Genomic DNA, 11,649 nt, shown 5'->3' with positions numbered 1-11,649 from the left:
CCAACAGCACTGCTTCCCTTCCTCCCGCGCCGCGTTTCCGTTAGCGCGAAAGAGGCGTGATTTTATGCACCTCCCGCCGTGAGCGCAAGGGGTTTCGCAAAAAATATAAGGCGCCGCACGCTGCCGCGTGCGGCGCCTTATATAGAAGCAGCCGAATCGTCAGGAACGTGCGCGCACCTGACGCGCGACGATCTCCATATAGTGATCGAGATCCGGTGTCGCCTTGCCTTCCTCCTTCGCCGTATCGTCCCAGCGGCGCAGGCGCAACGCATCCTCCGCGAACGGGCGCCGCAGGAACGCCGCCGTCTCCTCTTCACTGAAGACGCCGCCCTGCAACGCCAGACTGCGCACCGAGTCCGGCGACAGGCTCTCAAAGTAGCCGGCATCCGTGCGGCACAGGCAGCGCTTCGCGTCGACATGCAGCCGGATCGGCTCCAGCACCGCGTCGGAAAACAACGGACGCAGGAATGGCAGCACGTAATACTGATGCAGATCGTCGATCCCGCGCGCGCTCGGCGTGTCGCCCTGACGGTTCAGCAGATGGCCGAGGTCATGCAGGAACGCCGCCGCGACCAGCGCTTCGTCCACCCCGGACTCCTCCGCCAGCAAGCCGCTCTGCAATGCATGCTCCAGCTGCGTGACCGGTTCGCCGCTATAGGCCACATGGCCATGCTCGCGATACAGCCCGTGGATCTCTTCCACCGTCAACGCCATCCACTCACTCCCAAGGCAGCGAAAACGTCTTCAGGTTCGTGAAGCTCTTCATCGCCTCCTGGACGCCTTCCTTGTAACCGAGCCCCGAATCCTTGATCCCGCCGAACGGCGACAGTTCGATCCGGTATCCCGGCACTTCCCACACGTTCACCGTGCCGACCTTCAGCTCGTTCACGAACCGTACGACCGCCGCCGTACTGTCCGTACAGACACCCGACGACAGCCCGAACGCCGTGCCGTTGCTGATCCGGATCGCGTCTTCGATCGTATCGAATGCGATGACGGGCGACACAGGGCCGAAGGTCTCCTCGCGCACGATCGTCATCGACGGATCGACGTTGTCGAGCACGGTCGGCGCATACAGCGCGCCGCGCCGCACGTTGCCGGTCAGCAGGCGCGCGCCCTGCGCGACCGCCTCGTTCACCCGTACCTCGAACAGCCGCGCCGCCGTCTCGTCGATCACCGTGCCCATTTCGTTCGCGGGATCGAACGGATCGCCGTATTTCCATGCGCGCGTCTTCTCGACGAGCAATTCGGTGAACGCGGGCGCGATCGAGCGCTGCACCAGCATCCGCTTGACGGCCGTACAGCGCTGGCCCGAATTCCGGTACGAGCCGAGCACCGCCAGCGATGCCGCGCGGTCGAGATCGGCATCGGCCAGGACGATCAGCGGATCGTTGCCGCCCAGCTCCAGCACGATGCGTCGATAGCCGGCCCGCGCGGCAATCGCCTTGCCGATCGCGACGCCGCCCGTGAAGGTAATCAGCGACGCATGCGGATGCGTGACGAGCTCGTCCGCGATCTCGGCCGGGTTGCCGGTCAGCACCTGCAGCATCGGTTCCGGCAGCCCGGCTTCATACAGCAAGTCGGCCAGATAGAACGCCGACAGCGGCACCTTCTCCGACGGTTTCACGATCACGCGATTGTTGGTCGCGATCGCCGGCGCGATCTTGTGCGCGACCTGGTTCATCGGATGATTGAACGGCGTGATCGCGACGATCACACCGTCGAGCGGCTGGCGCTGCGAGAACACGCGCCGCGCCTTGCCGTGGGGCGTCAGGTCGCACGAGAAACTCTGCGCGTCGTCGCGCAGCGCCTCGGCCGCCGCGAACTTCAGCACGTCGGCCACACGGCCGATCTCGTAGCGCGAATCCTGTTTCGACAGCCCCGACTCGAGCGTGATCAGGTCGGACGCTTCCTCGGTGCGCTCGCGCAGCAGCGCGGCCGCACGTTCGAGAATCTGCGAGCGCGCGTAGCGCGTAAGCGTCGGCCGGTAGGCCATCGCGTAATCGAACGCCGCGCGCACGTCGTCGACGCTGGCGAGCGGCGCGGTGCCGACGCGCGTGCCCGTGTACGGGTCCGTGACGTCGAGCGTGCGCTCGCGCATCGCGTGCGTGCCGCACCAGCGCAACGCCTCGGCACGAAACGACGGATGATCCTGCCGCGGATGAGCCATCATGTCGCGATCCGGTTCAACACGAAATCGAACACGTCGAAGTTGCGCGGGCGACGTGCGGGATCGTCCCGCTCGATACGGCGATTGAACAGCAGCGGCACTTCCTGCTCGGATACGCCGCCATGCGAACGCAACGGCACCGTGAGCCCCGACAGGTCGTGTTCGCGCTCGCGGGTACCGAGCGTCATGTCGCGGCGGCCGATCACGACGAGATCGCCGATCCGGTCGGCCGGCAGTTCGAAGCGAGCGGCGGCTTCCGCGTTGTCGAGCACGAGCTCGACGCCGTCGAGTCCGCCGACGCGCCACATCGCCTCGGCCCGGTCGACGCCCGGCGCCAGGTAGATCGTCGCGAACGAACCGAGCGCACCGTGATGCACGACGTACGGATCGGTAATCGGCAGGATCACGCGCGCAGCCTGCGTGCCGTACCAGCCGTCGAAGGCATCCTGCAGATAGATCACGTTCGGCCGGCCCGTCGCCGGATCGTGCTTCGCGTTCATCCCGTGGTCGGCCGTGAGGCCGATCGCCCAGCCAAGCGCGTCGAGCTGCGCAAGGTAACCGTCCATCATCGCGTAGAACGCGTTCGCGCCGGCACTGCCCGGCTCGCACTTGTGCTGCACGTAGTCGGTGGTCGACAGGTACATCAGGTCGACCTGCCGCGTCTGCGCGAGCCGGACGCCGGCCGCGAACACGAATTCGGACAACGCCGCGCTGTACACGTCCGGCGACGGCAGGCCGACCCAGTCGAGCACGTCGACGATGCCGTTTTCCGCGAGATTGGCCTGCGCGGCCTTCTCGGCCGAAAAGCAGATGCCGTTCAATTGCCAGCCGAGCAGTCGGCGCAGCTTGTCCTTCGCGGTGACGACGGCCACCCGCGCGCCGGCGTCGGACGCCGCCGCGAGCAGCGTGCCGGCCCGCAGGTAGGCCGGATCGTTCATCATGACTTCGGCGCCGCGCCCGCCGTCAGCGGCCGGGTCCCAGAAATAGTTGCCGCAGATGCCGTGAACCGACGGCGGCACGCCGCAGACGATCGACAGATTGTTCGGGTTGGTGAAGGTCGGCACGACGCAATCCGCACGCCACGCGGTGCCTTCCGCGATCGTCCGGCCGATGAACGGCGCGACGCCGGCTTCCACCGCGCATTCGAGATAGTCGTACTCGCAGCCGTCGACACAGATGACGACGGTCGGGTCCACCGGCAACCGGTAGCGCCGGCCGTTGACGTCGATCGAGCGTCCCGCGAGATCCGACGAACCCTTGCCGGCGGCCGGTTGCTCGCCGGGGAGCCGCAACGCGAACGCGGCGTTCATGATGCCGCCCGCTTGCCGCGCGGCACGCGTGCGGCGATCAGCAGCAGCGCCGCGAGCGACGCGCCGAGCATCAGCAGCGACAGCGCCGACGCCGGCAGGTAATAGCCGCGCTCCACCTGGCCGATCACGACGATCGGCACGGTCGCGAAGCCGGGCGGATACACCGTCAGCGTTGCGCCGAGCTCGCCGAGCGACAGCGCGAAGCCGAGCGCGAGGCTCGCGCGCAGCGCCGGCACGAGCTGCGGCAGCAGCACGCGGCGCAACACCATCGCGGGCGGCGCACCGAGGCTCGCCGCGGCTTCGCGCAGCACGGTCAGTTCCGGGCGCAGCGCGGCGGCCGCGCAGCGATAGCAGAACGGCAGAATCAGCGCGAGCTGCACCAGCACGACGATCGCCGCCGAGCTCGACAGGTCGAGCGGCTTCTGGTGATACGCGATCAGCACCGCGAGCCCGAGCACGACGCTCGGCACGCCGTTCGGCACCATCACGAGCGCGTCGACGAGCGCGCCCAAGCCGCGCCGGTCGCGCCCTTCGAGCGCGAGCGCCAGCCACAGCCCGAGGATTGTGCCGAGCGCCGATACGCCAAAGCCGATTTCGAGGCTGGTCAGCAGCGCGTCGTATTCCGGCGAGCCGAGCCGCTCGAACCAGCGCAGGCTGTAGCCGGCCGGCAGAATCGTGCCCGACCATTGCGTCGACACGCTCGACAGCGCGACGACGACGACCGGCAGCACGAACAGCCAGAAGCACGCGAATGCGGCCAGCGCGAGCGCGGCCCGCGACGCATGCTTGAGCAGCGCGTCGGTCCAGCCGAGCGGGTGACGCGGCACGGCTTGCCCGATACGGAATTCAGCGGACATCGTTCCCTCCCGTCGCACGCCGGTTCACCCGGCGATAAACCGCATACAGCGCCAGCGATAGCGACAACATCACGACCGCGCCGGCCGACGCGGTCGGCAGGTCGAGATCGACGGTCGCGCTGCTGTAGATCGCGACCGGCAGCGTGACGAGCCGCGCGCTGCCGAGCACGAGCAGGATGCCGAACTCGTTCAGCGTCAGCAGAAAGCACAGCACGGTGCCGGCGGCGATGCCCGGCCATGCGATCGGCAGCACGACGCGGCGCGCGAGCATCCAGCCGGGCGCGCCGAGGCTGCGCGCGGCTTCGATCAGCCGCAGGTCCAGCGTCGCAAACGACGCGAGCGTCGGCCGCACGACGAACGGCGTGTAGAACACGGTCTGCGCGAGAATCACGCCGCCGATGCCGAACAGGAAATCGAGCGGCGGGTTCTCGAGATGGAACAGGTGCTGCAGCGCGATGCTGATCGAGCCCTGCGAGCCGTACAGGAAGATCAGCGTGAACGCGACGAGGAACGACGGAAACGCGACGTACAGCTCCAGGAAGCGCGTGACGAGCGACGCGCCCGGGAACGGCCGGAAGAACAGCAGCGCGGCCAGCAGCACGCCGAGCACCGACGCGGTGCCGGCGCTCGCGAACAGCACGCCGAGCGTCGTCAGCAGCACGTTGCGCGTGTCGGGATTGCCGAAGAAGGTCCGGTACGCGGCGAAACTCAACCCGTGATCGCCCGTCACGCTCAGCAGCACGAGCCGCACCAGCGGATAGACGACGAGCGGGCCGAGCACGACGATCGCGAGCGCGGCCAGGTGCAGGTCGCCGATGCGCCTGCGGCGTCGCGCGGCAGCGGCGTGTGCCGCGGCCGACGCGAGCACGTGCGGCGGCAGGCCGGCTTCAGGGCTCGATAAGGACGACATCGTCTGCCTCGCAATGCAGGGACACGCGCGCACCGCGCTCGGGGGCCGCGCCGCGGCCGCGTTGCATCGTGACGCGCACGGGCTCGTCGGGCGCCGCGTCGATCACGACCGCGATCGACAGATCCGCGCCCTGCCATTCGACCGACGACACGGTGCCGTGCAGGCCGCCCGCCGCGGGCGGCATCACGGTGAGGCGCTCGGGGCGCACGCACGCGACCTTGCCGCGCACCTCGTGGCGCGGATCGCCGAGCGGAAAGATCACGTGCGGCGGCAGCAGGTTCGCCGGGCCGAGATAGCGCGCGACGTAGCCGTCCCGCGGCGCGTCGTACAACTGTTGCGGCGTGCCGAGCTGCGCGATGTGGCCGTCGCGCATCAACAGCGCGCGGTCGGACAGCACGAGCGCATCGTCGCGGTCGTGCGTCACGCAGACGACGGTCAGGTTCGGCAGGCGCTCGTGCAGCGCCTTCAGTTCGCTGCGCACCGACGCGCGCAGGTTGGCGTCGAGCGCCGACAGCGGCTCGTCGAGCAGCAGCACGTCGGGCTCGATCACGAGCGCGCGGGCCAGCGCGACGCGTTGCTGCATCCCGCCCGACAGTTGCGCCGGCAGATGGTGGCCGGCATCGCCGAGCTGCACGAGCTTGAGCGCATCGGCGACGCGGCGCGTCACTTCCGACGACGCCATGCCGCGTGCGCGCAGCCCGAATGCGACGTTCTCGAACACCGACAGGTGCGGAAACAGCGCGTAATTCTGGAACAGCAGACCGAGATTGCGCTTGTGCGGCGGCGCATGGGTCAGGTCGCGTCCGGCCACGGTCAGCGTGCCGGTCAGGCCGTCGGCCTTCACGAACCCGGCGATGAAGCGCAGCAGCGTGGTCTTGCCGCAGCCGCTCTTGCCGAGCACGGTCAGAAATTCACCGGCGCCGATCGACAGCGACAGATCTTCCAGCACCGTGCGTGCGCCGTAGCGCACGCTCAGATGCTCGATCTGCACGCCGCCCGGCGCGCCGGACCGCAGCGTCGCGTGCGGTTCGGCGGCGCCGAATGCGCCGGGATGGGTCAGGGTGGTGTCCACCGGGTTCATCCTCTTGCTCGCTGATACAGGCGGCGTGCGCCGGTCACTTCGGCTTGACGACGTCGAGCTGCTTGCCCGAGCTGCCGATCACGTCCTTCTTCCAGCGCTCGATCCATTCCGGCTTCTTCGCCATCACCTGGGTCCAGTCGACCGGAATCAGCTTCACGCCCGCGATCGCCTTCTTGACCGCTTCGCCGTTCTTGCCGGCCAGCGGCACGTCGGTGCGGCCCGGGATGCCGTACATGTCCGGCACCTTCGACTGCACTTCCGTCGACATCAGGTAGTCGATCAGCTTCCTGCCGGCGTCCTGGTTCGGGCCGCTCTTGATCAGGCCGATGCCGTACGGGAGCTGAAACGTGGTCGGCTGGTCGCCGGCCTTCGCGGCCAGGAAGATCGGCTTGACGGACAGCGCGCCGTGTTCGGCGTCGTCGAGATCCATCTGCAGGTCGCCGTTCGCGACGCTGATCTCGTTACGCGACAGCAGCACGTTCAGGTAGCCCGTACCCTTCGTGTGGAACTTCACGCTCTGCGACAGCTTCGCGAGGTAGTCGAACGCCTTGTCCTCGCCCATCAGCGACGTCGTCAGGATCAGCACGGCCATCCCGTCGCCGGCCGTGGCCGGGTTCGAGTACGCGACCTTGCCGGCATAGCTGGGCGACAACAGGTCGGCAAACGTCTTCGGCTGGTTCTTCACGACGTCCGGGTTGATCGCGAACGAGAAGTAGTTGTTCACGAAGGTCGCCCACGTGCCGTCCTCGGCCTTCGCAATGGCCGGCACGTTCTTGTAGTTCACGCTCTGGTACGGCTGCAGCAGACCCATCTGGCCGGCTTGCTGGATGAACGGCGGCAACGTGACGATCACGTCGGCCTTCGGGGAATTCTTCTCGATGTTCGCGCGGTTCACCACCTCGCCGCTGCCCGCCGTCACGATATTGACCTTCACGCCTTCCTTCTTCTCGAAAGCCGGCAGCACATCGCGATAGAGGTTCTCGAGGCCGTCCGCCGTGTACAGCACGACCGCGTTCGCCGCATGCGCCGGCATCGCGGCGCCTTGCAGCAGACCGGCGGCGCAGGCGGCCAGCGCGAGCTTGCGGAACGCGCCGGCGGCGGCGCGCGAGGGTTTCTGCAGTGTCATCTCACTTCTCCGTAGGCGGAACACCAAACGGCCGGGGCACGATCCGGCTCTCCTGTTATCTCCGGGCAGGCCGCTGGACGCCCCGCCGCGCTACCGCGCTCAGGCTGGGTGTCGCGCGGCAACCGAAGGATCACAGCGTTCGATGACAAAGCCGTGACGAATGCCACAATTTCCAAAAAATGACACATTTTGCCACTATCATGCAAGTCATTCAGACATGACGTCCGCTGTTTCGTCCGCCCTTGCTGGAGATAAAAACCATGCCCGCCCCGATCCTGCTCACGCCCGGCCCGCTCACCACGTCCGCCACAACACGCCACGCAATGCAACATGACTGGGGGTCGTGGGACGCTGCTTTCAATCAGTTGACGGCCAGCGTCTGCGCGGATCTCGTCGCCATTGCGCATGGCGGAGACGAGTACGTGTGCGTGCCGATGCAGGGCAGCGGCACGTTCTCGGTCGAAGCCGCGCTCGGCACGCTGGTGCCGCGCGACGGCGTCGTGCTGGTGCCCGACAACGGCGCGTATTGCGCGCGCATCCTGAAGATTCTCGGCCGGCTCGGCATCGACGCGATCGCGTTGCCGTTCGGCGAGGACGCGGCCGTCGACGCGGCGGCCGTCGAGGCCGCGTTCGCGCGCGAGCCGCGCATCACGCACGTCGCGCTCGTGCACCTGGAAACGAGCGCCGGAATCCTGAATCCGCTCGACGCGATCGCGGCCGCATGCCGGCGGCACGGCAAGCGGCTGATCGTCGATGCAATGAGTTCGTTCGGCGCGCTGCCGATCGCGCTGGCGGACAGCGGCATCGACGCGCTGATCTCGGCCAGCGGCAAATGTCTCGAAGGGGTGCCGGGGATGGGGTTCGCGATCGTGCGGCGCGACGCGCTCGACGCGAGCGAAGGCAACTCGCCGTCGCTCGCGCTCGATCTCCACGATCAGTACGCGTATCTGCGCAAGACGGGGCAATGGCGCTTCACGCCGCCGACGCACGTGATTGCCGCGCTGCGCGCCGCGCTCGACCAGTACCTCGCCGAAGGCGGCCAGCCGGCGCGGGGCGCGCGCTATGCGGACAACTGTCGGACGCTGGTCGAATCGATGCGCGCGCTCGGCTTCGTGCCGTTCCTCGACGCGAGCGTGCAGGCGCCGGTGATCGTCACGTTTCACGCGCCCGACCATCCGGCCTACGATTTCCGCCGCTTCTACGACGCGGTGCGCGGCGCGGGCTTCATCCTGTATCCGGGCAAGCTCACGCGGCTCGAGACGTTCCGCGTCGGCTGCATCGGCGCGATCGATGCGGGCGATATCCGGCGTGCGGTCGCCGCGATCGGGGCCGCGGTCGAGTCGCTCGGCATCGCGATGCAGCCCGCATGAAGCGGGGGGCATGCCGGCCCGCCCGCCTGCGCCCGCAAACAAAAAAGCCCGGCGGCCGATTGGCCGCCGGGCGAACGCACCGAATGTGCGGGGAACCAGTGCTTACAGCTCGATCCGCTTGATGTCGCCGACGACGAAGATATACGACAGCGCGCCGACCAGCGCGATCACGCCGATGAACACGAGCGCGCCGACGAACGAGCCGGTCGACGCGACGATGAAGCCGACGACGAGCGGCGTGATGATGCCGGCGAGGTTCGCCGCGAAGTTGAAGATGCCGCCCGTCACGCCGAGCAGGCCGTCCGGCGCGATGTCCGACACGAGCGTCCAGCCGAGTGCGGCCATGCCCTGCGCGAAGAATGCGACCGACATGATCGCGATCACCGCTTCGTTGCTCTGCACGTAGTTCGCGAGAATGATCGTCGACGCGAGCAGCAGGCCCGCGATGATCGGCAGCTTGCGTGCGAGGTTCGCGGACTTGCCGCGGCGCAGCAGCCAGTCGGAGAAGATCCCTCCGAACATCACGCCGACCGACGCGGCGATGAACGGCATCACCGCGAAGAAACCGATCTTCAGCCAGCCCATGTGGCGTTCGGTTGCCAGATAGGTCGGGAACCAGGTCAGGAAGAACACGAGCGTCGAGTTGCCGGCGAACTGGCCGAGGCAGATGCCGGCGAGCTGGCGCTTCTTCACCAGCTGGCCGACCATCGACCAGCTGAACTGGGCCTGCGCCGGCTTGTCGCCCTTGTCGCCGCTCTTGCGCGCACCGTGAACGAGACCGCCGCCCGCTTCGATGTACGCGAGTTCCTCGGCGTTCGCGCCCGGATGGTTGCGCGGCTCGTGGTAGAACTTCCACCAGATCAGGCCGAACGCAATGCCGACCGCGCCCACGACCCAGAACAGCGAGCGCCACCCGAACGCGCCCATCAGCGCGAACAGCACCGGGCTGAAGAACGCGAGGCCGATGTATTCGCCGACGGTATAGGTACCCGTCGCCATCGCGCGTTCGTTCTGCGGGAACCACGTCGCGACGACGCGGCTGTTGGTCGGGAAGCACGGCGCTTCCGTCACACCGAGACCGAGCCGGCACGCGAGCAGCGTCGCGACACCCGGCACGAAGCCTTGCAGGAACGTGCACAGCGACCACAGCGTCATCGACCAGTAATAGGTGACCTTGCTGCCGAAGCGGTCGAGGAACAGGCCGCCGGGCACCTGCATCGCCACGTACGTCCACGAAAACGCGGAGAACATGATGCCCATCACGGCCGCATTGATGCCGAGCTCCTTGGTGAGCTGCGGCGCAGCCACGCCCAGCACGGTGCGGTCGAGATAGTTGATCATCGTGCCGATCGCGAGCAGCGCGAGGATCTTGTAGCGCGCCGACGTGCGCCGGACCGTGCCGGCCGCCTGCGCCGGCGCGGCGCTCGTGTGGGTGGTGTGCTGCATGGTCGTCTCCTGGTCTCTTTGTCTGTAAGGGGGTCAGCGCGCGACGAGCGACTGAAAGTGACTGAACATCCGCTCGGCGTCGGGCGTGCGTCCGGTGAAGAGCTCGAACGCGTCGACGGCCTGGTACACGGCCATCCCGCCGCCCGGCAGCGTGGCGCAGCCGGCCGCGCGCGCGGCGTGGATCAGTTCGGTTTCGAGCGGGAAATACACGATGTCGGCCACCCACATGCCCGCGTGGAGCAGGTCGGCCGGCAGCGGCAGGCCCGGATGCTTGACCATGCCGGTCGGCGTGCAGTGGATCAGGCCGGTCGCGGCGCGCATCGCGGCCGCGAGATCGCTGCCCGGCGTGACTCGGGCGGCGGGAAAGCGTTGCTGCAATTCGCCCGCCAGCGCGGTGGCACGCGTGCCGTCGACATCGAAAATCGTCAGTTCGGCCGCGCCCATCTGCAGCGCCGCGTGCGCGACGGCCGCGCCCGCGCCGCCCGCGCCGAGCTGGACGACGCGTTCGAGCGACGCGCCGGGCAGCCCGCGGCTGAACGATTTCGCGAAACCCGACCAGTCGGTGTTGTGACCGATCCGCTTGCCGTCCTTGAACAGCACGGTGTTCACCGCGCCGAGCGCGCGCGCGTCGTCCGACAGCGCGTCGAGGTGCTCGATCACGCGCTGCTTGCACGGGTGCGTGATGTTCAGCCCGTTGTAGCCCATCCGCTGCGCGGCGTCGAGCAGTTGCGGCAGCGCGTCGGCGGTCACGCCGAGCACATCGAGATCGATGCGCCGGTACACGTAGCCGAAGCCCTGGCGGAACCCTTCTTCCTCGTGCATCGCGGGCGACAGCGAACCGCCGATGCCCTGGCCGATCAGGCCGATCAGAAACGACGGGCGGCTCATCGTGCGGCTCCCTGCGCGAACAGCGTCGCCAGGCGCTGCAGCGCGAACACGTAGCCTTCGGTGCCGCAGCCGCAGATCACGGCTTCGGCGATCGCCGAGATATACGAATGGTGGCGAAACGCCTCGCGGCGATGGACGTTCGAGATGTGCACTTCAATCACCGGCTTCGCGATCGCGGAAAGCGCGTCGGCCAGCGCCACCGACGTATGCGTATAGGCGGCCGGATTGATCACGATGCCGTGCGTGTCGTGACGCGCGGCATGCAGCCAGTCGATCAGCTGATGCTCGGCGTTCGACTGGCGGAACTCGATTTCCAGCCCGAGCCCTTCCGCCGCCGTGCGGCAGCGCTGCTCGAGATCGGCGAGCGTTTCCGCGCCGTAGATATGGGGCTCGCGCGTGCCCAGCAGATTGAGGTTCGGGCCGTTCAGCACCAGCACCTTGTGCTTGCTCATCGTGTTTCTGCTCCTGAAACAGGGGCGGACCACGATCGG

Annotated in this window: 11 protein-coding genes; 1 reads left to right on the top strand and 10 read right to left on the bottom strand. The window is 67.9% G+C overall.

All coding sequences use genetic code 11. From position 1 onward, the window contains the following. Positions 1–159 precede the first annotated feature (159 nt). The 7 genes from JMF86_RS29525 to phnS are packed head-to-tail and all read right to left on the bottom strand — an operon-like array spanning position 160 to position 7,454. Positions 160–714 (bottom strand): phosphonate degradation HD-domain oxygenase, encoded by a 555-nt coding sequence (locus tag JMF86_RS29525; RefSeq protein WP_011546903.1) that lies wholly within the window; start codon positions 712–714, stop codon positions 160–162. A 4-nt stretch (positions 715–718) separates the two neighbouring features. Beyond that, positions 719–2,173, bottom strand: coding sequence for a phosphonoacetaldehyde dehydrogenase (phnY, locus tag JMF86_RS29520; protein ID WP_011694860.1), 1,455 nt, complete (start codon positions 2,171–2,173; stop codon positions 719–721). Then, a complete protein-coding gene (phnA, locus tag JMF86_RS29515) occupies positions 2,170–3,480 on the bottom strand; it encodes a phosphonoacetate hydrolase (protein ID WP_011546901.1) in 1,311 nt (436 codons plus the stop codon). The genes phnY and phnA overlap by 4 nt, the downstream gene beginning before the upstream one ends. Continuing rightward, positions 3,477–4,337, bottom strand: coding sequence for a 2-aminoethylphosphonate ABC transport system, membrane component PhnV (gene phnV, locus JMF86_RS29510; RefSeq protein WP_011546900.1), 861 nt, complete (start codon positions 4,335–4,337; stop codon positions 3,477–3,479). Before phnV ends, phnA begins: the two co-directional genes overlap by 4 nt. Next, on the bottom strand, positions 4,327–5,247 hold the full coding sequence (phnU, locus tag JMF86_RS29505; RefSeq protein WP_011694861.1) for a 2-aminoethylphosphonate ABC transporter permease subunit: 921 nt from the start codon (positions 5,245–5,247) through the stop codon (positions 4,327–4,329). The genes phnV and phnU overlap by 11 nt, the downstream gene beginning before the upstream one ends. After that, complete coding sequence (gene phnT, locus JMF86_RS29500; RefSeq protein ID WP_077177804.1) at positions 5,225–6,328, bottom strand: 2-aminoethylphosphonate ABC transport system ATP-binding subunit PhnT; 1,104 nt, start codon at positions 6,326–6,328, stop codon at positions 5,225–5,227. The genes phnU and phnT overlap by 23 nt, the downstream gene beginning before the upstream one ends. Before the next feature lie 34 nt (positions 6,329–6,362). Beyond that, positions 6,363–7,454 carry a 2-aminoethylphosphonate ABC transporter substrate-binding protein gene (gene phnS, locus JMF86_RS29495; RefSeq protein ID WP_011546897.1) on the bottom strand — a complete coding sequence of 364 codons (1,092 nt, stop codon included), beginning with the start codon at positions 7,452–7,454 and terminating at the stop codon, positions 6,363–6,365. Positions 7,455–7,714: 260 nt separating this feature from the next. On the opposite strand from phnS, the gene JMF86_RS29490 reads away from it, so the two are divergent. Then, entirely contained in the window at positions 7,715–8,824 is a 1,110-nt protein-coding gene (locus JMF86_RS29490; RefSeq protein ID WP_011546896.1) for a 2-aminoethylphosphonate--pyruvate transaminase, read from the top strand. A 102-nt stretch (positions 8,825–8,926) separates the two neighbouring features. Here the strand turns inward: JMF86_RS29490 and JMF86_RS29485 are convergent, their stop codons facing one another. The 3 genes from JMF86_RS29485 to aroQ are packed head-to-tail and all read right to left on the bottom strand — an operon-like array spanning position 8,927 to position 11,610. Beyond that, positions 8,927–10,270: an MFS transporter gene (locus tag JMF86_RS29485; RefSeq protein ID WP_011546895.1), complete on the bottom strand. Its 1,344-nt coding sequence runs from the start codon at positions 10,268–10,270 to the stop codon at positions 8,927–8,929. 33 nt (positions 10,271–10,303) lie between these two features. Further along, entirely contained in the window at positions 10,304–11,158 is an 855-nt protein-coding gene (locus tag JMF86_RS29480) for a shikimate dehydrogenase (protein ID WP_011546894.1), read from the bottom strand. Continuing rightward, complete coding sequence (gene aroQ / locus JMF86_RS29475; RefSeq protein ID WP_006489476.1) at positions 11,155–11,610, bottom strand: type II 3-dehydroquinate dehydratase; 456 nt, start codon at positions 11,608–11,610, stop codon at positions 11,155–11,157. The genes JMF86_RS29480 and aroQ overlap by 4 nt, the downstream gene beginning before the upstream one ends. Positions 11,611–11,649 lie beyond the last annotated feature (39 nt).

Origin of the sequence: Burkholderia sp. E168m15 (genome assembly GCF_016586105.1) — a bacterium.
GTDB lineage: Bacteria > Pseudomonadota > Gammaproteobacteria > Burkholderiales > Burkholderiaceae > Burkholderia > Burkholderia orbicola.
Note: the sequence above shows the minus strand (reverse complement) of the source record. Positions and strands in the feature narration are given on the sequence as shown.